Below are 23,414 nucleotides of genomic sequence, written 5' to 3'. Positions count from 1 at the left end.
CCCGGAAGTTACCGGATAAAGGGGGTTTCAATATGAGTCAAAGTGAAGCAATAGATGATTACTCATTATCCCGTGTGCCCCAGGATCAACGCCAATCTATGTTTAGCATTTTGTTGGTTCGGATCGGAGCACTCACATGTATCTCACAATTTCTGCTTGGAGCGGCATTAGGTTATGGAATGACGTTATGGGATGCTTTTTTAGCAACGATGTTCGGTAGCATTATTTTGCAAGTGGTTGCTTGTGTTCTCGGAATTGCGGGTGCAAAAGAGGGTATGTCGACAAGCTTATTGGCACGATGGTCAGGGTTTGGACGTTATGGATCAAGCATTATTGGATTAGTATTTGCTATCTCTTTAACAGGTTGGTTTGGTGTACAGAATTCTGTTTTTGCAGAAGGAATAGACGCCGTTACCGGAGGTAAGCTTGGTTTTGTAATAGCTTCTATTATTACAGGATTAGCGACTACTTTACTCGTATATTTCGGGTTCAAATGGATTACATGGACTGCCAAAATTACAGTTCCTCTTTTTCTAATTGTTATGGGGATCGGAGTATATCAAGTACTCAAAAATCATTCATTAGCTACATTAGCAACGATGGAGCCTCCCGGCCCTTTATTAACAATTGGAGCAGCGACCACGATGGTAGCAGGTGGATTTATTGTTGGATGTGTAACCACACCTGATATGACTAGATTTGCTAAATCCACTAAAGATGTAATCTGGATTACGGTGATAGGTACATTTTTGGGCGAACTAGGAGTCAATCTGATTGCCGTATTAATGGCACATGCTATCGGAAGTTCAGATGTGATGGCAATTGTTATGCAATTAACTGGTCTGATGGGTGGAGCGATTGTTGCTTTTGCTACAATCAAAATTAATGATATTAATTTATACTCTTCATCACTCGGAATCACCAATTTTTTAAGTACTATTTTCAAAGTACAAATGAATCGCGGTGTACTTACATTGATCTTAGGGGTGATAGGTACCGTTCTTTCAATTATGGGTATCTTGGATAAATTTATTACATTTCTGACTATTTTAGGCGTGGCTATTCCACCGATTGCAGGGATTATGGCGATTGATTATTTTATACTCAAACGTTATCGCAGTGAATTGGATGCTAGTCGTGCAAAAGGTACATTGCCAGAATATTGCGAAAAGATTAATTGGATAGCTATTTTTGCATGGATCATTGGATTTGCCTCAGGTCTATTGATTACCTGGGGTGTACAAGCATTGACTTCTATTATAGTGAGCTCTCTATTTTATTATATAGGAATGAAAGTTAAGGTTCCCCAAAAGGTAATCACTTTTAGCAAAAGCGAGTAATCCGTATATACATCTAAGGAGGTTTTACTGCATATGAGATGGATAGATGAAGAAGATATAGAAGATTTGGCTATTGGAGCAGCGTTACTGGGAACTGGTGGTGGTGGCGATCCTTATCTGGGCAAGTTAATGGTTCAGAAATGTATTCGTGACAATGGCCCGATTCAGATGATAGATGTTACAGAGGTTCCTGATGCAGCATGGGTGATTCCAACCGCTATGATGGGCGCTCCAACAATCATGATGGAAAAGATTCCGAATGGAGACGAAGCGCTCAAGTCAATGCGTATGTTAGAAAAACAAACAGGGATTAGCGCTTATGCAACAATGCCTATTGAGTGTGGAGGATTAAATTCAACAGTTCCATTTGTAGTGGCATCCAAAGCAGGCATTCCTTTAGTGGATGGAGATGGTATGGGACGTGCTTTTCCTGAATTGCAAATGGAAACATTCCATATCTATGGTATTAGTGGTACTCCGATGGTATTACACAATGAACGTGGTGATCGGGTACTGTTAGAGACGTTAGATAATTATATGTTAGAACATATTTCGCGTGGTATTGCTGTACGTATGGGTGGTGCAGCCCATGTAGCTGAATATATGATGACAGGAGCAGATGTCAAAAGAACAGCTATTCATGGCACGATGACTTTATGTATGGCACTTGGTCAATCTATTCGTCATGCTCAAAAAACCAAACGTAATCCTATAGAAGCGATTCAAGAAGTAACACGTAACTCGATCTATGGAGAAGCAATCGTTGTATTTCGCGGTAAAGTGACAGATATTGAACGTCAATCTACGGATGGATTTGTACGGGGGAAAGCATTAGTTGCGGGTTTGGGAGAATATGAAGAAAAAGAGTTAAAAGTAGATTTTCAAAATGAAAATTTATTTGCAACAGTAGATGGTCAAGCTATAGCAATGGTACCTGACTTAATTACGTTCCTAGATCAAGAAACAGGAATGCCTATCACCACTGAAAGTATTAAATATGGCTTTCGGGTGATCTGTCTAGCCATCCCGACACCGGATATTATGCGTACTCCTGAAGCATTAGAAGTATGGGGTCCCCGTTACTTTGGTTATGATACCGATTATGAACCCGTTGAGATCATTCAACAGAGACGAGGTACACAACATGTATAAAATTGGGATTGATGTTGGGGGTACCAATACAGATGCTGTTATTTTGGATGAACATCATCAAGTAATTGCAAAAGTAAAAGCACCTACCAGTTCAGATGTAGAATCAGGAATCTATGAAGCGTTAGAACGTATATTACAAGAAGCTGATATTCCAGCTAGTCGAATATCTTCTGTTATGCTAGGGACGACTCATGCAACCAATGCGATTATCGAACGCAATCGTTTAGCCAAAATCGCTTGTGTACGTATTTGCTTGCCTGCTGGGACATCTGTCGAACCGATGTTCACATGGGATCAATCGTTACGAGATGCCGCTGGAGATACGTACTATTATATTCATGGTGGTTGTGAGTCTAATGGTCGTCCGTTGGCTCAGACCACATTGGATCGTGCTGAGTGTGAGCAAGTACTGTATGATATTGAAGCCAAAGGGATTGAGTCAATTGCGGTGACTTCGATCTTTTCACCCGTATTGTCTGGATTTGAAAAGCAATTTGCAGAATGGGCTTATGAAATATTAGGTGCTAATTTTCCAGTTACTTTATCTTCCGAGATCGGTAGTCTAGGATTGTTAGAGCGTGAAAATTCAGCTGCATTGAATGCGGCATTAGTACAAGTGGCTTCTGCGGTATCCAATGGTTTAGAAATGGCGTTAAAACGTTATGGGATAGAAGCACAAATCTTTTTTGCTCAAAATGACGGTACATTGATGACGTTAGAATATGCTAAAAAGTATCCTATTTTAACGATTGGTTCCGGCCCAACCAATAGTATTCGCGGAGCAGCAGAATTAAGTGGATTAAAAGAGTGTATTATTTGTGATATTGGAGGTACAACCACAGACATCGGTATATTAGTTAATGGATTCCCGCGCGAATCAAGTGTAGCGGTATCTATAGGTGGAGTACGAACGAACTTTCGAATGCCTGATATTATTTCAATTGGTATTGGAGGAGGAAGTATTGTTCGTCAGACTGAAAATGGTATTACTGTAGGACCAGATAGTGTGGGTTATCATATTGTACGTGAAAGTATCGCTTTTGGTGGGGATACGTTAACTGCAACAGATTGTTTGTTAGCTTCAGGAAAGGCAAAGATAGACCATCCTGATTGTGATCGTACTCGGTTAGCCCAGATCCCTGAGCAAGTATGGCAACAAGCGATAGATAGCATTAATAATAAAATTCAGATCGCGGTTGACCAGATCAAAACAAGTGCGCATGATATGCCTGTTGTTCTAGTGGGTGGTGGAGCTATTCTGATCCCTGGAGAAATGGATGGAGCTTCTGAAGTGATTCGTCCTGAACATTCCGGTTGTGCCAATGCGCTTGGAGCGGCAATAGCGCAAGTCAGTGGTGATATTGATAAAATGTTTTCTATGGCAGGACGTCATCGTCAAGATGTGCTAGAAGAAGCCAAGCAAGAAGCTATTCAAAAAGCGATTATAGCAGGAGCTGATCCAGATACTGTGGAATTAATTGATTTGGAAGAATTACCTATGGCGTATGTAACTTCAGAGTTTGTACGAATTAAAGCCAAAGCAGCAGGTCAAATGAAAAAAATGATGAACACTTTGTAAATTGAATGATCGTATCAGATTGGATCAGTATGATTCATATTTCTATATTTAATTAACATAATAATTGTTATGTAAACTATAGAAAATAATCTAAAACTATCAATGTTAAACATTAAATGTCTATCTATATTAAGCATATGTATTTGCATCACATTCTACAAAGAAAAGAGAGACTTTCTTTTAAAAGAAAGTCTCTCTTTATTTATATTTTTCGAAAAGAATAGTCTTAGAGTCCTTCGCGCAAGAATGTAGTTGCTAATTTGATAGCACCTTTTTTAGCATTAGTATCTGCTAATACATTCAGCATAACAAAGTCATGGATAATTCCCTGGAAACGAACAGCTGTAACAGGTACGCCAGCTTCACGCAATTTATTAGCATAAGCTTCGCCTTCATCACGCAGTACATCAGCTTCACCTGTGATTACCAATGCTTCTGGTAGACCACTCAATTGTTCTGTTGTTGCACGAAGAGGGGAGGCTGTAATTTGAGCACGTTCGTTAGGATCTGTAGTGTATTGATCCCAGAACCATTTCATACCATCGCGTTGCAAGAAGTAACCTTCTGCAAATTGCTGATACGATTCAGTGTCAAAAGAAGCATCTGTTACCGGATAGAATAACAATTGTTTTTGGATAGTAGGGCCGCTGCGCTCTTTAGACATTAATGTAATCGCCGCAGTCATGTTACCACCAACACTATCGCCACCTACATATAGTTTGGACGCATCCAGACCTTTAGTCGAACCTTCTTTAGCAATCCATTCCACAACAGCATAGATTTCTTCAATCGCTGTAGGGTATTTATGCTCAGGAGAAAGGCTATAATTAACGAATACAACAGCTAATTCAGCACCTGTTGCCAGTTCACGACTTAGACGATCATGAGTATGAGAATTACCGAATACCCAACCTGCACCATGAATATAGACTAAGACAGGCAACGTTTCAGGAGCATTTTTAGGACGTAAAATACGAACCGATACTTCTCCAGATGGGCCGCCTGCAATAGACAGTTCTTCAATATCTACTTCTGGTTTGTACACTTCACCAGATTGCACTTCATCTACAGTTTCGCGACCTTTTTCTGGACCCAAGTCAGGTAGAAATGGAGGCTTAGAATTGTCATCTGCAAATTTTTGAGCAGCAGGTTCAAGATAAACTTTTTTGAATTCGGTCATCGTAGAATCTCCTTTTTATAAATAAGTATTTTGTTTAAAATCGTATCTGAATTAATTTTGCAAAATAAAATTTTACGCTGTTTGTTTCTATATAAGTTATACTCTATTTTACCCGTTTTGAAACGTTCAAACGCTATTATCTGCACTTTTCTGTATTTTTATTTCCGATAGAGAAATAGCAACACCGTTATTAGGCTGTTGTATAATAGAAGAAAGCAAGCTTGTATAGGAAAGGATGACTTTGGTCTGATGGCTAATTATTATGACTCTGAAGAAGAGGATTTTATATATCATGAAGAGATTGAAGCTTTTACCGATTGGATGAAAGATGCAGGTTACACCCGTTATACACAGAAGTCTTATTTGAGCGATGTGTACGAATTTCTCCATTCTCATGCTATTCGGAATAAACCGCTGGATGAGATGAAAAAAAGACATGTACTTTCTTTTCTCAGTAGTGCACGTACACGTGGGGTAAGTGATTCTACAAGAAACCGTAAGCATGCCGCAGTCAGTTGCTTTTTCAAAGCATTAATAGAACTTGAAATGGCTGAACATAACCCTGCATTTGGGATCAAAAAAGCTAAAACAGAACATAACAAAGCTCCGGTTTACTTGGATGAGAGCAAGATCACTGAATTTATGCAATCCGTAGAAGGGAAATATCGGACTCGGAATTTGACCATCTTTTTGTTTATGGCTTATATGGGCTTACGGGTAGGCGAAGTGCATGGTCTGAATCTTAACGATTACAATCCTGAACGGGGAACTTTGCAAGTATTAGGAAAAGGACGTAAATGGCGTACGTTACCTGTTCCAAATGCAGTAGCTACTATCCTCAACCAAGCAATCGAAGAACGATTAGCCCCATGGAGAGATGGAGAGACGGCTCTATTTATTTCGCAAAAAGGGACACGATTATCGATTCGCAATATTCAGCAGATCGCTACTGATACATTTGATCGTTTTCAAAGTCATATCGAACCTGAACAACGGCTTCCGTATTCCAGTCATAAATTACGACATTCCTTTGCCACTATGTTGTTACGTCAAGGTACCGACTTACGCACTGTGCAAGAATTGCTAGGTCACTCTTCGATCCAGACGACGACTATTTATACGCATGTTAGTAATCGAGAGAAAGAAGAAGCAATCTCCAAATTGGATGTACAGCTTCCTTTCGAAATAAAATAAAAATAAGGATAGATCGATTACAGTTACTGTCGATCTATCCTTATTTTTTGTACATATATTTCAACCTAATAAGATCATACATTATAACTATTCTCATTCATCGTATAGATAGCCAAATCCCTTTATGCTCTATCACGCAAGACCAATTGAGGAATGATACGAATATAAATCAGTTCACCAACCAGCTCCACCATCGTCTGGGTCACAATAATAGCAGCCACTATAGTGCTCCATTGATCCGGCAAAGATAAAGCAAGCGGAAGAACAACCAAAGAATTACGTGTGCCTGCACTAAAAATAACAGCTCGTCCGGAGGCAATATCTAACTGAAACCATCTCACAATCCATTTTGTTATCCAGGGCATCAGACATAGAAAAGCGATATAGATCGGAATCACATAAATAATAATATGACCATACATCGATAACTTACTTATTTGAGACGATACTATTATAAATAGAGTGAACGCCATAAATGGAACAGGTATCCATGCTGATCCTTCTACTAACCATTGACCACGTGAAGCTACCTTTCTGACTAAAAGTTGAATACCAATCGCGAGTATAAGTGGCAATACGATAATCATAAGAAAAGATTCAATAAAAGGAGCAGGATTCACTATGTCGGCTGCTTGCTTCCCCATAAATAGCCACAAATACAATGGTAATAACATCATTTGAGTTATAAAAAGAATAGGGGTGGCTAGTAAGATTGCTTTTTCATTTCCACGTCCTAGATGCGTAAAAACAATAACATAATCAATACATGGCGTGAGGAGCACTAGATATACTCCTAATAATATAGGCGCTTGCTGTGGTAATAACTGAGATAATCCCCAGACGACAATCGGTACAGCAATATAATTAGCGACTAACAAAGCCATTATAAAACGTCGATTACCAAAAGACTGCTTTAGCTGTAAAAAAGGGATTTGGGTAAACATACCAAACATTAAGATAGCAATTACTATAGAAATTAAGATCTGATGATCTAATACAGACATTAGAGTAGGAGCGCTTAATCCTAATATAGCAGCTATACTTAACACAACGATATAAATCCAAATCTGATATTGCTCCAATTGTTCTCGTGTAATCATAGATTGCATAACTCCTTTACTATTCAATACTTTGATATATGAGGATGTTATTTGTATGTTAGATGGATCAATAGATCATTTTTCATAGTTTATCATGAAAAAAGGATAAACTTTTTACCAAATTGGAGCCAATGAAAGCTTTTATCTCATAATTTATTGATTATTCGTAAATAAATTTATTAATTCAACGCATCACAGTGTAGTATTATGTAGTTTTTTATAGGTGTCCTTTAATATTATAAAAAAATGTCATAATACCTCACAGTGAAAGGATTTTGTGTATGAATAGTAATAAAGAACAGACTTCTTTATTCAGACGTAAACCTATAGCAGAATCGGAAGAAAAAGGGCTTAAAAGAGTATTAGGTGCTCTTGATCTAACGACGCTCGGAGTTGGGGCTATTATTGGAACAGGGATTTTCGTATTAACAGGGGTGGCTGCTGCTAAGTATGCAGGTCCTGGATTGGTACTATCTTTCCTATTAGCAGGTATTATCTGTGCGTTTGCAGCATTATGTTATTCTGAATTTGCTTCAACTGTACCGGCTTCAGGAAGTGCGTATACATACAGTTATACAGCTTTCGGCGAAGTGATTGCTTGGATTCTAGGATGGGACTTGATTCTGGAATACGGCTTCGCGAGTGCGGCGGTAGCTAGTGGATGGTCTGGATACTTCCAGAGTCTACTATCAGGATTTGGATTAGAACTCCCACATGCGCTGACCAGTGCGTTTAGTCCGGAAAAAGGGACGTACTTTGATGTGATTGCTTCGGCGATTACACTGATTATCGCATTCTTGTTAACACGCGGAGTGAAAGAAGCAGCGCGTGCAAATGGAATTATGGTTGCTATCAAATTGATCGTTGTATTGATCTTTATTGGTGTAGGTGTATTTTATGTACAACCTGAGAACTGGCACCCATTCTTGCCTTTCGGTATGGCAGGCGTAACCACAGGGGCAGCAACAGTATTTTTTGCTTATATCGGATTTGATGCCGTATCTACAGCGGCAGAGGAAGTTAAGCGCCCACAACGTGACTTACCGATCGGTATTATTGCTTCGTTAGCAATCTGTACTGTATTGTATATTATTGTTTCGTTAATTTTGACAGGGATTGTACCTTACCAAATGTTGAATGTTAGTGATCCTGTCGCATTTGCTTTTGAATTTGTGAACTTGAATGGTCTCGCTTGGATTGTGTCTCTCGGAGCGATTACAGGGATCACTACGGTATTGCTTGTTATGATGTATGGACAAAGTCGTCTATTGTACTCGATGTCTCGTGATGGACTATTGTCTCCAGTCTTTTCGAAAATTAGTGGCAAAGGGCAGACGCCAGCTAAAGGAACATGGATTGCAAGTATCATTATCGCTATCTTCGCTGGTTTTATCCCATTGGGGGATCTAGCTGAATTGACCAATATCGGTACATTGTTTGCTTTTGCTGTAGTAAGTCTAGGGATTATTGTGCTTCGTCGTAATCATCCTAATCTGAAAAAAGGATTCCGCGTGCCATTGGTTCCTTGGATTCCAATCATTAGTGCGCTAGGTTGTGTATACTTAATGACTCGCCTTGCACCATTGACTTGGATCGTATTCTTTATCTGGTTGTTTGTTGGATTATTGATTTACTTCGCATATGGACGTAATCATAGTCTACTGAATCCAAACCGCAAAAATCGTTAATCCTATAATAGTATTGTAATTCTAAACAAAATCCTCTGAACTGTGGTCGATATCGCAGTTTGGAGGATTTTTTGCTTATATTGCAGGATATTGATCAACAGATAAGGCTAAAAGTATTGAGATTATATTCAATATGCAATATATTGGTTTTATGAAAAATAATCTTATACAAAAAATAAGTCGACCGACGCTACGTGATCAAGTCTACGATACGCTCAAACAAGGCATTGTCACTTTAGAATTATTGCCCGAGCAGAAATTAAACGATACAGAATTAGCAGAGCAATTCGGGGTAAGCCGTACTCCGGTACGTGAAGCACTCAAACGATTGGAGGATGAAGGGTTAATCGAGTCTTTTCCAGGAGCTGTTACGCGGGTTGCTCCTTTATATGAACAATCAGCAGTACATGCTTTTACAGTGGCGGCAGTATTACATAGTTTGGCGGCACGCTTATCTATTCCTTACTTGGATACCTCACATTATGATATGCTAAAACAGTTCAATCAAGAGTTGATTATTGCTCTTCAACAGCAGAACGCTTCTGCTGCTATTCAAGCAGATGATCAATTTCATGATGTATTCGTACAACAAGCCCATAATCCCGAGATTATAGCCGCATTAAGCCGGGTTATGCCAAAGATTAGACGATTAGAATACGCCAAATTCAGCAGTATTGATCATACGCATTCCCCCGAAGACCATCGATTGATTATAGAAGCTTGTGAAGCAAAAGACAGTCTATTAACTGCAGAACGAATAGAACAGAATTGGATGAGTCTGGGTAACTGGTTAGCTTCTTCGGCTGATCATGCCCAATCTGCTACCGATCAAGGTGAACGATGAAAGCTGTTCTGATTGGTGTCGCGGCGGCATTCTTTTTTGCTTTTACATTTGTGCTGAATCGATCGATGGAGGTTAGTGGAGGAAGCTGGTTATGGAGTGCATCGCTTCGTTACTTTTTTATGATCCCTTTACTGGCTATACTGGTTATTTTACGTGGTAATCTACAATCGTTATGGCTTGAAATGAAGAAATCTCCTATCCAGTGGTTGATATGGAGTATTATTGGTTTTGGTTTATTTTATGCACCGCTATGTGCGGCGGCTATCTATTCACCAGGTTGGTTAACCGCAGCGGCTTTTGAAATGACGATTGTTGCGGGTATGATTATGTCGCCATTATTTTTATTTATCCGGTATACACCTGAAGGCCCGATCAAAGAACGGGGTAAGATACCGAGAGCAGGGATGTTAGCGGCGTTAATTATTTTGACAGGAATCGCATTAATGCAATGGGAGCAAATTAGACAACATACAGAAGGCGCTAGCTGGCAAGGCATTGTCCTTATCACTATTGCTGCTTTTGCTTATCCGTTAGGCAATCGTAAAATGATGGAAGTCTGTGATGGACGATTGGATGCTTTTCAGCGGACACTGGGAATGAGTATTGCTAGTCTTCCCGTATGGATCATTTTGGCTTGGATTGGTTATATGCACTCGGGACTGCCTTCTACTGCACAGACAGGACAGACATTTCTAGTAGCGCTATTCTCCGGCGTTGTAGCTACCGTGTTGTTCTTCGGGGCTACCGATCAAGTAAGACACCATCCTGCTCGTCTAGCGACTGTAGAAGCAACCCAAGCGTTAGAAGTCGTATTCACTTTACTGGGAGAATGGTTGCTTCTGGGTGTAATGCTATCCTCTATAGGAATGTGGGTAGGATTGATACTGGTGATCGGTGGCATGGGCGTTAACGCATGGTTATCGATTCGTGAACCAGGTATCACTCGTAAGCGAAAATCTAATCAATCGGTGATGTAATGTTTTTCGGATATAATCTACAATTCGGTCATGATCAGATTATTGTCACTGATCATTATACGAATAATTGAGCGATATTAAAGGAGTTTATTATGCGATTTGATATTCAATTTTTATCTTTTTTTGTACTGCAAGTTGAAGGCAAAGAAGGGCAGACGAACAAAAACTATAAACATTATCAGACATTAGATGACGATGAGTATGAAGAAAGTGAAATCAAAAAGTTTCTTCATGCTGAATTTACTCGTACCGCTAAGCGCAAAGTAGAAAAAAATCCAGGCACAGAACAACCGCCTACCAAAATAGGTACATTTTTAGTAGAACCGGGACATGAATTGACCAGTAATCCCAACTTCAATTTATTTACTCGCCTTAGAGCTGTTGATAACAAAGAAGATTTCAAAAATGCTTGCGACGATCTGGTACGTAGCTATCTGGAAACAAGTTCTGTACGTGGAGGAGCATTGATTATTACACAAGCAAAGCTGGATACCCATTTTGACGATCCCTTTATTTTTGTAATGAAATGTGATTTTGAACAGCGGATTGCACGTATCTCTGATGAACGTAGTCTGATTAGCGAAGTGGAAATGGCGATCAGTGCTCGGAATATGAAATCGATCCAATACCCTCATATGCCAGAAGAAGGCATGATTGAAGAATGGGAGCTCAAAATTCATCAATCGTCCCATGCGCGGTACTTTGAAGACTTTTTGAAATATATTACGTATGAGCAATCGATTCCTGAGATTGTAAATGAACGTGTGATGGATTATGTACAGACTTATGTAGAAGAAAAGTGGCCGGATGCGACTAACCTGGAACGTCAGCAAGAAGAGCATGATCTAGAACTATGGGCAGCCAGTGAAAAGCGAGATATTCAAGAAAAATGGGAACCTCAACATGTGATCGAAGCGGCAGAGCGCATCGTAGAGATCAAGCCAGAGATTGAGATCAAAATGAAGCTAGGGGATACCAGTATTCGTGGACTACTAGCTGATTACGGATACCGACTGCATATTGCCAAATTAGGTGATCATTATGCAATGGTGATTGAAGGCGATGCGTTTACATTTGATAAAGGATTCTCCCCGGTCGAACTGTTACAGCCGGAGCCTTTTGAAGTGGTCGCTAGACGATTAGTAGATCGCGCCAATGAAGCACCTGAACGTGATGATGATATTCCTTATTGATCAGATAACAGCGAAATTTGATGTATACAATCAAAAAAAGTGGATTCAGGGTTTTACACCTAAATCCACTTTTTTTATACTGAGAAGTCATTCTATAGATATAGATGAATTAGAGATTTGTCATATGAATAGAAGATAGTCTATAGTTATCTATATACGACTTAAATATCTAGCTGTGCAATCTGATCTTTCAGTTTTTTCGCAGAATCACGTAGTAATTGTTCTTCATGCTCATTCATAGGAATCGGTAGTTTTGCCTGAATACCATCTCGACCGACAATAGCAGGTACACCGAGATATACATCAGAGATTCCATGATAATCTTCAAGCAGAGAAGATACATTCAATACAGCGTGTTCATTTTGCAAAATAGCGGCTACAATGCGGTCTAGTGCGAGTGCTATTGCATACGATGTAGAGCCTTTAGCATTGATAATTTCGTAAGCGGCATTTTTTGTATTTTCAAAAATTTCGTTTTGTTTGTCTTCTTCAAAATCCAGTGGAGCTCCTGCAATATTAGACAGACTCCATACTGGCAACTCGGAATCACCATGTTCACCAATAATATGAGCATGAATACTACGAGGATCAATACCTTTTTCTTTACCAATTAAATAACGGAAGCGTGCGCTATCGAGTAATGTACCGGAACCAATCACTCGATTAGATGGCCAGCCGCTTTTTTTCCAGGATACATAACTGAGTATATCTACTGGATTAGTAGCGATCAGTAGAATACCACTATTATTATATTTCGTAATATTCGAAATAATCTCTTCGAAGATGGCTGAGTTCCGATTTAACAAATCAATCCGGGTTTCGCCTGGACGTTGATTTGAACCGGCAGCGATAATGATAATATCTGCGTCTTTGCAATCCGAATAATCACCTGCCCATAGTTTGACGCCGCCGACAAATGGGAGTCCGTGGTTCATATCGAGTGCTTCGCCAAGAGCTTTGTTGTGATTCGCATCAATAAAGACGAGTTCAGACATTCTCTTGTGGAGTAGAAGGGTGTAAGCGGTTGTGGAGCCTACGGCTCCTGTGCCAATAACAACGACACGGTGGGGCTTGGATACAGATTCAGATACTGTCATTTTTTATCATCTCCTTAATTGATCTTTGTTACAGATTCGCTACTATTGTAACGGAAAGCGCGACCAATGTAAAAAGGATCACACATCAGCAAATGCACAAAGTCGCTGAAAACCCTGCTAAAACAGCGAAATCTGTAATCGCTTGTAACTTTTCTGTAAACAACCTATGTTCATTTTAGTTTACTCTTATAAGGGTCATGAATAATCGAAATACGATAGCTTTATGTAAGTGCGGAAGGAGCGAAGGAATGAAGTTAACTATGCGCAAAGCGCTTTTCATATGGATTACACTTGTGTTTGTACTTAGTGCTTGTCAATCTTCTACAAGTGATTATGATCCAGCAGCAGACAAAGCATCAACTCAAGAACTCAAAAAAATGCAAACTGAAGATCAGGGGCAGACACTTACCCTTAACCATACAGCAACATCCGATACGAAGCAGGGGGGATCTTCTGCTGAAAGAGGATATAAGATTCAGACAAGACTGACAGACTTTCAACTACTAAGTGCTAGTGCAGGGCTTGCGTGGGGTGTAACCCGTAACGAATTACGTATATATGTTACACAGGATAGTGGAGACACATGGGATAATGTATCTCCTGCACAAACGGTCACTTTTTCAGAACCACCTACGTATGGCAAAGATATCTTTTTCCTGAATCAAAATAACGGCTGGGTGATTCGCAATGCGTCAGGTGTAGGAGAAACATTGATTCTACATACTACCGATGGCGGGCAAAATTGGAACTTTGCTACATTAAATGATGAAGCTACTGTATTGGGCATTTATTTTATTGATAGTAGCAATGGTTGGGTAATGACTTCTTTGGATTCATCAAAAGATTCAGCAGATATGCAAGAAAAAGCATTATATACCACTACCGATGGTGGTAACACATGGAAAAAAATTATGCAAAACACAGGCGTATTTGTAACTGAAGGTTCAACCGCTCAAGCGATCCCGCAATTAGGTAAGCTTGTAGGAATGTCTTTTCGGGATCGTAACAATGGATTTGTAACTCTGGAACAACATGGTACACCTCATTTATATATTACAAGTAATGGGGGCAAAACCTGGAAAACAGGGCCAGACTTTGATAAAAATAAAAAATTGCCAGCTTGTCATTCTTTCACCACAGGCAAACCTCAATTTTTTGGTGATAGCAAAACAGCAGGCTGGATGAATATTGGTTGTGTGAAAGATAGTCAGACTAGTTATAACGGATACTTTACTCATGATGCAGGGAAGACATGGAACTTTGCTCCATTTGCTTTACAAGCGCAGACCGGAGTCAATCAATCGATGGGACCTACTTTTTTAAATGATAAAATCGGTTGGTCTGTAGTCAACGGCATCGTGTACCGTACAGCTAATCAAGGCAAAACGTGGAAAGCTTTACCTATCAATAACACATTGCAGAACACATTGAATAAATATCCTGAATTGGTTAAATTGCAATTTTTCTCTGCGGATGTAGGCTGGTTATTAGTTGCCAAAAATGAAGAACGACGTTCTTTATTAATGCAGACGACAGACGGTGGCAAAACATGGCATGTACTATAAAAAAATAACAGCAGATAAGTAAAAAAGATCGATGACGTACGCCAATATGGGGTTGTGTCATCGATCTTTTGTATATCACAATAGCTTCTTTTTAGAACATCAAAAAATAATTTAAAATTCTTTGTTGATTGTGAAATAAATCACATTAATATGCTTTTAAATCAGTTATGCTTGGGATGTAGAAAAAACAAGGAGATGATTAAGATGAGAAACAATACTAATGAGAATCTTACTAACTTTTACATGAACCTTTGCTACACTTGTCTAGATGCTAATGAATGTCGTGAAGAAGAAGCTTGCAAAGCATGTTGGGCAGATCAAGGTGTATTGGATGCCGCTAAAGATGATACTCAGGAGCTTTTACAAGCATATTATGCATAATCGATCAGCAAGCCTATTTATAGGTCAGACTAGACATTCCAAAGGATTATATACCGGCACTTCATAAAGGAACACACTTCACAGATGGATAAGAAGTGTGTTCCTTTGTTGATTTTTAGACTACCAGATTACATATGAGCTAGACAGGTATGTTTCGTAATGCTCTTAATCGTTGAAATAAGCAGTATAGAACCATTGTACTTATAGACGAACTCCAAAGGGGATACATTATGAAATATGCTTCTAAAACAGTTATCGTAACCGGTGCAGCCAAAGGAATCGGTAAAGCTGTAGCCGAAAGTTATGCCGCAGAAGGAGCTACCGTATTTTTAACAGATACGTTAGAGCCAGAAGGTGCTTCAGCTGCCGCGACTATTCGTGAAAGTGGTGGACAGGCTCATTTTCTACCTTGTGATGTACGTCGTGAACAAGATGTAATCGATACGATTCAAGAAATTGTAAATACGACCGGACAGATAGATATAGTAATCAACAATGCCGGGGTATCCCGCTGGAAATCTCCTTATGAATTAAGTCTAGATGAGTGGGACGATGTGATGAATACCAATGTAAGAGCATGCTTTCTGGTATCACGTGAAGCCGCTAAAGTGATGCGTGATCATGAAGGTGGTTCGATCGTCAATATTTCCTCAACACGTGCTCATATGTCTGAGCCTCACTCTGAAGCTTATGCTGCTTCTAAAGGCGGTATTACAGCGATTACGCATGCTTTGTCTGTATCGCTTGGCCCTGATCATATTACTGTTAACGCGATTAGCCCTGGTTGGATTGAGACAGGCGATTATAGTGCTTTGAAGAAAGAAGATCATGAGCAACATCCTGCTGGACGTGTAGGTACACCTCAAGATGTTGCAAGAACCTGTTTATTTTTGACCGATCCAGAAAATTCTTTTATTACAGGTGCAGAATTAATTGTAGATGGTGGAATGACACGCAAAATGATCTATGTAGAGTAGAACATAGTATAATGCACATAACAAAAAGAGATGCGATATAGTCGCACCTCTTTTTTTGTATATACATGCAATCTGTTGAATTTGTATCGTAGTGTATCTATTGGTAAGCATATATAAATTTAGCTTCAAATATAACTCAAGCCCAATTCCAATAGAATGATCACTTGCTATTAATTAGAAGTCACTAGGCGCTTACTCCATTTTTCTTTAAATAATGGCAATGTGCTTTCACCAAAAATCTGTGCTTCTTCTAAATGAGGGTAGCTGGATAGAATAAAAGAAGTAATGCCAATCTCTGCATATTCGATCAGACGATCTGAGACTTGATCTGGTGTACCAACAAACATCAAAGCTCCACCTGAACGAAGGTTCGATAATCCTGCCCAAAGATTAGGTCCAACTACAAAGTCATTTTGAGCGGCTGCATCGCGAATCTGATTTTGACGTGTCTGACCTGTAGCACCTGTCTGACTAAAGGAAGCTTTGGCACGTTCAATCGTTTCTGGATCGATATCTTTGATCAGATCACGTGCAGCTTGCCATGCTTCTTCTTCAGTATCACGAACCAGAACTTGAGCACGCATACCGATACGAAGAGGGCGCACTTCGCCATGTTCTTGCGCATAGTCTGCTTGAGCTTGCTTGAGTTCTTCGACTTGCTCTCGAATCATTTCAAGAGGTTCGCCCCACATTAGAAATACATCTGAATATGCTGCACCGACAGATTTTGCCATTGCAGAACTACCGCCGAAGTAGATCGGAAGTGTCGGCTTTTGAACAGTAGCCGGACGGCTTGTACCGCCTTTTAATTCATAGTATTCTCCTTTGAAATCCACTTTGTGATTGGATACAGAAGAATGATTATTACTGCCAAACTCTGTTGAAGAAAGACCAGCAGCTTGTTCCCACACACTTTTCATAATATGCACATATTCACGAGTACGGGCATATTTCTCATCATGAGCACGAGCAAGTGGATCGCCTAATTCTTCTAGATCATCAGGAGAACTGCCAGTTACGATATTAATACGTGCTCGTCCACCGGATAAGTTATCTAGCCCTGCTGCCATACGTGCGGCTAATACAGGAGCGATCAACCCCGGGCGAAGAGCCACAAGAGGTTTGAGGGTAGTCGTTGCACCGATAATCGCTGATCCAACTACCCATGAATCCAGACAAGCACCACCTGTAGGAATCAAAGCAAATTCAAATCCTGCTTTTTCAGCCGTCTGAGCAACATTTGTTAAATAGTCAAGAGTGGGAGGACGCTCCGATTCTTGTCCAAAACGTGTTCCATCTCCCATTGTAGGTAAAAACCAGCCAAATTCTACTTCATCCCGTTGAATATGATCAGATGTTGACATAGTAATATCTCCTTTAAAAAATCATCTATATTTTAAATGTATCATTTGTCATGGCAATTAATAAACTAATCCGACAAGCATACTTGGTATAAATGATACTAGCATTTCCGTTATAGTGTGTCAAATCATTTTGGGTCATATTATATGTACGTGTAGTGGTGAAAGAGTGTCGCTTGCGTTAAGATAGAAATCAAAGTATTCGGCAAATTGAGTAGCATTTTATCTATAGCATAATAAAGGAGATCTAACGATGAGTACTGATATCCAACAGCAAAATAAGTTAAGTATCGGAGAAGTAGCAGAACGTTCAGGATTGAGTGTACATTCTCTTCGATTTTATGAACGAGAAGGGTTATTACTATCTACACGCATTGCAAGAGATGAAGGCGGACGGAGACGTTATAGTGAAGTAGATGTAGAATGGTTATATATTTGTACACGACTGCGTGCGTCAGGTATGCCGATTGCTCAGATTCGTCGTTTTGCTGAGCTTGTACGTACAGGCCCTGGCAATGAGCATGAACGCTTGGATATTTTGAAAGAACATCAACAGCGTGTAGTGAGTCAGATGGAACATTTAAATGACTGCTTGGAAGTCATTACACTTAAAACGAATGTGTATGAGAACTATTTGAATCGTAATGAACCAGAACAGACGTGGGAAAATAAATCTTTGACTTCTACAAACACAGACAATGATAAATTATGTCAGTAATAGGCGTTACGAATCAAATGATATTTTCGAAAAAATCGGGCTTGACCTAGAGTGAACTCTAGATTGTACAGTAATAGTATTCCAATGAAAAGGAGAGAAATAATATGGAACATGCTTATACGCAAACACCACAACACAACATCAATTCTGGATTTGGACATGACAGTACAGCTAGTGAGGTATTACAAGGAATCGATCTTACAGGTAAAGTAGCTCTAGTAACAGGTGGATATTCGGGTCTGGGACTTGAGACAACACGTGCGCTTGTACAAGCAGGTGCTCACGTTATCGTTCCCGCTCGTCGCCCTGATGTAGCACGAGAAGCCTTGAAAGGATTAGAATATGTAGAAGTAGATGAGCTTGATCTGTCTGATCTGGAGAGTGTACGTGCATTTGCAGGTCGCCTTGTTGAGAGTGGACGCAGTATTGATCTAGCTATTCTAAATGCAGGTGTAATGGCTTGCCCCGAGACTAGAGTAGGCCCGGGATGGGAATTACAATTTGCAACAAATCATTTGGGACACTTTACATTGATTAATTTGATCTGGTCTGCACTTACAGCAGGTGAAGGAGCAAGAGTCGTAGCGACTTCATCCGCAGGACATCATATTTCTCCAATCCGTTGGGACAATATTAACTTCGATGGAAATTATCAGAAATTCGAAGCTTATGGACAAGCCAAAACAGCTAATGCACTATTTGCAGTTGAATTGGATCGACGTGGTAGCGAGCAGGGAGTACGTGCTTTTTCTGTTCATCCAGGCGGAATCTTAACACCATTACAACGTCATTTGCCTAAAGAAGAAATGGTAGCTTTGAAATGGATCGATGAAGATGGAAATGCAATCAACTCCGCTTTCAAAACGCCAGAACAAGGCGCGGCGACTCAACTATGGGCAGCGACTTCTCCTCAGTTAGAAGGCAAAGGCGGCGTATACTGTGAAGATTGCGATATTGCTGAACCAGCTGTCGAAGGTGTACCTTCTGTCGGTGTCAAAGAATATGCAGTTGATCCTGAACAAGCCAAACGTCTGTGGGACTTATCGGTTAAACTAACCGGAGCATCAATTTCATAATATAAATGTAAACAAAAATAATAGAAGTATAGAAGGAGGTATATCGCTGAGGTGGTTGCAGAGATATACCTTTTTTCGATGTCTATCCAAACATAATATAATGCCATCAAGCGAAATAAACGATTGGAGCTATACATAAAAGGGTAATATTAAGAGTTAGCATGTCTAACAATTTTCTAAAATTGGGAGGAATGTAATCATGTTGACTCAACCTTATCGTCCGGTCGCTTATCGAACTGAGCACAGCTTTGCTGGCATGGAACCTATTCCGACTCAAATGAACAATCCAACACTACCAACTTATCGTGAACCTAATCGTTTAAATACTCGTACTACTGATTTGTCATTGCATCAGAAATTACAAAATAATCTTGGTAAAAACGGAATGTTCTATATGATTCCTAGTCGTGAGGTTATCCATAGTGATTATCGAGGTCTATTAGAGGCTACTGGAGAAGATCATATTGTTATCCGTGATCTGAATACAGGGCTTCGGCATGTATTGCCGTTGACTTCACTGGATTATGCCGTATTTACAGAACCGAATGGTGCGTATACCCATATTTCCGGACAGAATCCTTCTATCCATGCACCATCGACACGTATGTAATCGTAGCTGAATAACATAAACTGTATTTATTATAAAAGAAGCGCCAGTTCAGTGGTTGAATCCAACCGTTGAACTGGCGCTTTTTATCTATTTGTCGCTTTATATCTACTTATCATTCTTTGTTAACAGACAAGCTGTAATTTAAGGATTAACGCTATCGTTATAATCTTTCAATTTCTGTGTGATTTGCGCTGCTGCATCACTTAGAGCAGCTTGAGGTTCTTTGGAACCGTTAAGAGCTTCTTCAATCGCTGTCTCTGTTAATTGACGTGCTTCTGTGAAAATACCCATTACAGCACCTTGAGTCGCTGGATCGATTTTGGTATTGTGCAATTGATCTACAGCAGTCTCGAATTGAGGATATTTCTTCATGTTTTCTTTGACCAAATCTTCATTATAAGCAGCTTTGGTAATAGGGAAGTAGCCTGTATTTACATGCCAGTAAGCTTGTTGTTCTGGTTCTGCTAAGAACTTGATAAATTTCCAAGCCGCTTGTTGTTCTGCTGCGGGCTTATCATTCATAATCCAAAGACTTGCACCACCGATAACCACGCCACCTTTACCGATATCACTAGAAGATACTTTAGGCAATGGAGCTGTTCCCACTTCAAATTTACCTTCTGTCGAGCTAATTAATCCACGAAGAGAAGCTGTACTATCCATCGTTACGGCAACCTGACCCGCAGCAAATGCTTTTTTCGTATCATCTGTTTTACGACCTAGATTGAGCATATATTTCTCATCAATTAACTTTTTCCACCATGTTAAAAATTTCACACCAGGCTCAGTACCTAATTGAGATTCAGTTGCAAGTGCTGTACGACCATTATCATTATTTAATAATGTTGCATCCTGGCTTGCAAACATTTGCTCCATTAACCATCCGTAGATCGGCAATGACATTCCTGTTTGTCCATCTTTGGTTAAAGCTTTAGCTGCTTTTTCCCATTCATCTAATGTTTTAGGAGGATTTTCTGGATCTAGACCTGCTTTTTTGAAAGCATCTTTGTTATAGTAGAAAATCGGATTAGATGTGTTAAAAGGCATAGAGTACAACTGATTATCAAATGTATAATATTTCAAAATATTCGGTTCGAATTGAGAAGTATCAAATTTATCTGCATCGATAAATTGTTGCATTGGTGTGATCGCTTGAGAATCGATCATATAACGTGTACCTACATCATACGTTTGAATCATTGTAGGGCCGCTACCTGATCCCATCGATGTTTTGAATTTGTTGATACTTGCATCATAATCCCCTTGGAAAATAGCTTCGACTTGAACATCTTTTTGAGAATCATTGAACTTTTTAACTAACTCATCAACTACTTTATTCAAATCGCCACTCATCGAATGCCACCAGACTATTTTTACAGGACCGGAAGAAGTCTCGCTAGCTGCATCAGCAGTTGTACCTGTAGATGCTGTAGAACCTGTTGTACTTTGACCTCCACCACAAGCTGCCAGGAATAAAAATAGGCATAAACTAAGCAAACTCCATGTTTGACGCGAACGATTGATTTTCATTTCTTTTCGTATTCTCCTTTTGGTTGACAAAATTTTGAATAGATAATCTATGAGTTAGCCCTTCAGTGCACCTGCTGTTAGACCGCCTACAAGGCGACCCAGACCTACAGCAAGAAGAACAAGAGAAGGGAGCATCACCAACACAATACCAGCCATAACGACATTCCACGCAGTAACATCGGCAAATTGCAACATGCTAATACCGATCTGTACTGTACGCATACTTTCACTATTCGTAATCAGTAGTGGCCACAGATACATATTCCAATGATTTAGGAAAGAATAGATACCCAGTGTAGCTAGCCCTGGCATTGATAAAGGCACAGCCAGTGAAGCAAAAATACGAATATGACCACAACCATCAATACGAGCAGCTTCCATTAATTCTTTGGGCAATTGTAGGAAGAACTGACGCATTAGAAATGTACCAAAAGCAGTCGCTAGAAAAGGAACCGTTAATCCTTGATAGGAATCTAACCAGCCCCAGCTACGAACCGTCAGATAGTTGGGAATTACAGTCACTTCCCACGGGATCATCATTGTAGCCATAAATAGACCAAACAAAATTTTACGACCCGGAAATCGTAGAAATGCAAATGCGTAAGCAGCCATACAGGAAGTAATCAAATTTCCGACCGTAATGATACTGCTCGTCAAAAAGCTATTTACAATAAAGCGAATAATCGGAATATTGTTCATTACCGTTATAAAGTTATCGATATTGATACCTGATGGCAAAAAGCGCGGCGGATATGTAGCTGATTCAGATTCAGTCATAAATGAATTGGAAACGGCAATCCAAAAAGGTAAAAGAATAAGCACCGCAGCTACAATCATAAAGAAATAAGCCATTCCTGTGCGCATTAGACCTTGTTTCATTGGTAATGCACCTTCTTTTCACCGAATTTGAATTGAATCAGAGTTAAAATCAAGATCATAACGAATAATACCAATGCTTGAGCACTCCCTGTCCCAAAGCGGAAATTCATAAAAGCATCTTGATACAGATTGTAGACAATGACGTTGGTACTGTTCATGGGTCCACCTTTAGTTAGAATATTAATCTGTCCAAACGCCTGAAAGGCACCAATCATCGACGTCACACTAGCAAAGAAAATGGTAGGCGAGATGAGTGGTAAAGTAAGCTGAACAAAAGTACGAATAGGGCTTGCTCCGTCCATACGTGCACTTTCATAAATATCTTCAGGTACACCTTCCATACCACCGAGTAGAAGGATAAATAAGAAGCCTAGATTCATCCAGATCGTCATTATAGAGATTGAGATCAACGCCCAATTCGGATCGGTTAACCAGTTAATCGTTGGTAATCCCGCAACACTCAGAAAATAATTTAACGTTCCAAGCGTAGGATGAAAAAGAACCATCCAGATCACTGAACCAGTACTTACCGATATAGCGAGAGGTAGAGCAAAAATAAAGCGGAAGATACGACTACCTTTTATACGACTTCGACAAAATGCAGCTAAGATCAATGCTAGGATCAATGTTGTCGGTACCGTAAACAACATAAATTGAGTAGTTACCCACAAACTGCTAAGAAATGTATCGGAAGTAAATAAATTTGTAAAGTTTTTAAACCCTACAAATTTGGCAACATCTCCACGTGGTGTAGTGGAATGAAGACTGAGATACACCGATTTGATCAGTGGATAAAAAAGAAATATACCAAACAGTAATATAGAAGGAGCTAGGAACAAAGCTGCAAGTATATATTCACTGTAACGGCGGGTCTGACGGGGATAACGCACGATAGAACGAGTTTTCCGAATCGAACGTTTCGTTGAAAATACTGACGTTTTATCCAAGTTAACACTTACCTCACTTTCATCAT

General features: G+C 39.7%; 21 protein-coding genes. 14 read left to right on the top strand and 7 right to left on the bottom strand.

Features of this window, described 5'->3' with window-relative positions:
* Window positions 1-32: 32 nt before the first annotated feature.
* The 3 genes from PQ456_RS11975 to PQ456_RS11965 are packed head-to-tail and all read left to right on the top strand — an operon-like array spanning window position 33 to window position 4,071.
* A complete protein-coding gene (locus PQ456_RS11975) occupies window positions 33-1,340 on the top strand; it encodes a purine-cytosine permease family protein (protein ID WP_273612487.1) in 1,308 nt (435 codons plus the stop codon).
* Between the two features lie 33 nt (window positions 1,341-1,373).
* Entirely contained in the window at window positions 1,374-2,492 is a 1,119-nt protein-coding gene (locus PQ456_RS11970) for an S-methyl thiohydantoin desulfurase family protein (protein ID WP_273612486.1), read from the top strand.
* Complete coding sequence (locus PQ456_RS11965; protein ID WP_273612485.1) at window positions 2,485-4,071, top strand: hydantoinase/oxoprolinase family protein; 1,587 nt, start codon at window positions 2,485-2,487, stop codon at window positions 4,069-4,071. The genes PQ456_RS11970 and PQ456_RS11965 overlap by 8 nt, the downstream gene beginning before the upstream one ends.
* 226 nt (window positions 4,072-4,297) lie before the next feature.
* On the opposite strand, the gene PQ456_RS11960 is transcribed toward PQ456_RS11965, so the two are convergent.
* A complete protein-coding gene (locus tag PQ456_RS11960) occupies window positions 4,298-5,251 on the bottom strand; it encodes an alpha/beta hydrolase (RefSeq protein ID WP_273612484.1) in 954 nt (317 codons plus the stop codon).
* Window positions 5,252-5,500: 249 nt separating this feature from the next.
* Here PQ456_RS11960 and PQ456_RS11955 point away from each other — a divergent pair, with 249 nt between their 5' ends.
* Complete coding sequence (locus PQ456_RS11955) at window positions 5,501-6,445, top strand: tyrosine-type recombinase/integrase (protein ID WP_273612483.1); 945 nt, start codon at window positions 5,501-5,503, stop codon at window positions 6,443-6,445.
* A 122-nt stretch (window positions 6,446-6,567) separates the two neighbouring features.
* Here the strand turns inward: PQ456_RS11955 and PQ456_RS11950 are convergent, their stop codons facing one another.
* Window positions 6,568-7,545 carry an arsenic resistance protein gene (locus PQ456_RS11950; RefSeq protein ID WP_273612482.1) on the bottom strand — a complete coding sequence of 326 codons (978 nt, stop codon included), beginning with the start codon at window positions 7,543-7,545 and terminating at the stop codon, window positions 6,568-6,570.
* A 281-nt stretch (window positions 7,546-7,826) separates the two neighbouring features.
* On the opposite strand from PQ456_RS11950, the gene PQ456_RS11945 reads away from it, so the two are divergent.
* The 4 genes from PQ456_RS11945 (at window position 7,827) to PQ456_RS11930 (ending at window position 12,247) form a co-directional block, all read left to right on the top strand.
* Complete coding sequence (locus PQ456_RS11945) at window positions 7,827-9,233, top strand: branched-chain amino acid transporter BcaP (protein ID WP_273612481.1); 1,407 nt, start codon at window positions 7,827-7,829, stop codon at window positions 9,231-9,233.
* A 151-nt stretch (window positions 9,234-9,384) separates the two neighbouring features.
* The gene (locus tag PQ456_RS11940) at window positions 9,385-10,077 is read left to right on the top strand and encodes a GntR family transcriptional regulator (protein WP_273616308.1); all 693 of its coding nucleotides are present in this window, start codon (window positions 9,385-9,387) and stop codon (window positions 10,075-10,077) included.
* Window positions 10,074-11,054 (top strand): DMT family transporter, encoded by a 981-nt coding sequence (locus PQ456_RS11935; protein WP_273612480.1) that lies wholly within the window; start codon window positions 10,074-10,076, stop codon window positions 11,052-11,054. Before PQ456_RS11940 ends, PQ456_RS11935 begins: the two co-directional genes overlap by 4 nt.
* Before the next feature lie 92 nt (window positions 11,055-11,146).
* Entirely contained in the window at window positions 11,147-12,247 is a 1,101-nt protein-coding gene (locus tag PQ456_RS11930; RefSeq protein WP_273612479.1) for a DUF3900 domain-containing protein, read from the top strand.
* Between the two features lie 161 nt (window positions 12,248-12,408).
* Here PQ456_RS11930 and PQ456_RS11925 read toward each other — a convergent pair whose 3' ends face one another.
* Complete coding sequence (locus PQ456_RS11925; RefSeq protein WP_273612478.1) at window positions 12,409-13,344, bottom strand: L-lactate dehydrogenase; 936 nt, start codon at window positions 13,342-13,344, stop codon at window positions 12,409-12,411.
* Between the two features lie 248 nt (window positions 13,345-13,592).
* Between PQ456_RS11925 and PQ456_RS11920 the strand changes: the two genes are divergently transcribed.
* From PQ456_RS11920 to PQ456_RS11910, 3 genes are all read left to right on the top strand, one after another.
* Entirely contained in the window at window positions 13,593-14,909 is a 1,317-nt protein-coding gene (locus tag PQ456_RS11920; protein WP_273612477.1) for a WD40/YVTN/BNR-like repeat-containing protein, read from the top strand.
* A gap of 204 nt (window positions 14,910-15,113) precedes the next feature.
* A complete protein-coding gene (locus PQ456_RS11915; RefSeq protein ID WP_273612476.1) occupies window positions 15,114-15,290 on the top strand; it encodes a hypothetical protein in 177 nt (58 codons plus the stop codon).
* Window positions 15,291-15,520: 230 nt separating this feature from the next.
* Window positions 15,521-16,267 carry an SDR family NAD(P)-dependent oxidoreductase gene (locus PQ456_RS11910; RefSeq protein ID WP_273612475.1) on the top strand — a complete coding sequence of 249 codons (747 nt, stop codon included), beginning with the start codon at window positions 15,521-15,523 and terminating at the stop codon, window positions 16,265-16,267.
* 170 nt (window positions 16,268-16,437) lie between these two features.
* Here the strand turns inward: PQ456_RS11910 and PQ456_RS11905 are convergent, their stop codons facing one another.
* Window positions 16,438-17,631, bottom strand: coding sequence for an LLM class flavin-dependent oxidoreductase (locus PQ456_RS11905; RefSeq protein WP_273612474.1), 1,194 nt, complete (start codon window positions 17,629-17,631; stop codon window positions 16,438-16,440).
* A 250-nt stretch (window positions 17,632-17,881) separates the two neighbouring features.
* Between PQ456_RS11905 and PQ456_RS11900 the strand changes: the two genes are divergently transcribed.
* The 3 genes from PQ456_RS11900 (at window position 17,882) to PQ456_RS11890 (ending at window position 20,032) form a co-directional block, all read left to right on the top strand.
* Window positions 17,882-18,346 (top strand): MerR family transcriptional regulator, encoded by a 465-nt coding sequence (locus PQ456_RS11900; protein WP_273612473.1) that lies wholly within the window; start codon window positions 17,882-17,884, stop codon window positions 18,344-18,346.
* A 104-nt stretch (window positions 18,347-18,450) separates the two neighbouring features.
* Complete coding sequence (locus tag PQ456_RS11895; protein WP_273612472.1) at window positions 18,451-19,422, top strand: SDR family NAD(P)-dependent oxidoreductase; 972 nt, start codon at window positions 18,451-18,453, stop codon at window positions 19,420-19,422.
* Between the two features lie 199 nt (window positions 19,423-19,621).
* A complete protein-coding gene (locus PQ456_RS11890) occupies window positions 19,622-20,032 on the top strand; it encodes a spore coat protein GerQ (protein WP_273612471.1) in 411 nt (136 codons plus the stop codon).
* A 141-nt stretch (window positions 20,033-20,173) separates the two neighbouring features.
* On the opposite strand, the gene PQ456_RS11885 is transcribed toward PQ456_RS11890, so the two are convergent.
* The 3 genes from PQ456_RS11885 to PQ456_RS11875 are packed head-to-tail and all read right to left on the bottom strand — an operon-like array spanning window position 20,174 to window position 23,388.
* Window positions 20,174-21,562: an ABC transporter substrate-binding protein gene (locus tag PQ456_RS11885; RefSeq protein WP_273612470.1), complete on the bottom strand. Its 1,389-nt coding sequence runs from the start codon at window positions 21,560-21,562 to the stop codon at window positions 20,174-20,176.
* A 54-nt stretch (window positions 21,563-21,616) separates the two neighbouring features.
* The gene (locus tag PQ456_RS11880) at window positions 21,617-22,441 is read right to left on the bottom strand and encodes a carbohydrate ABC transporter permease (protein WP_273612469.1); all 825 of its coding nucleotides are present in this window, start codon (window positions 22,439-22,441) and stop codon (window positions 21,617-21,619) included.
* A complete protein-coding gene (locus PQ456_RS11875; RefSeq protein WP_373461965.1) occupies window positions 22,438-23,388 on the bottom strand; it encodes a carbohydrate ABC transporter permease in 951 nt (316 codons plus the stop codon). Before PQ456_RS11875 ends, PQ456_RS11880 begins: the two co-directional genes overlap by 4 nt.
* Between the last annotated feature and the right edge of the window lie 26 nt (window positions 23,389-23,414).

The sequence above is a fragment of the Paenibacillus kyungheensis genome (assembly GCF_028606985.1).
Taxonomy (GTDB): domain Bacteria; phylum Bacillota; class Bacilli; order Paenibacillales; family Paenibacillaceae; genus Saccharibacillus; species Saccharibacillus kyungheensis.
This window is presented reverse-complemented; position numbering and strand designations above follow the sequence as displayed.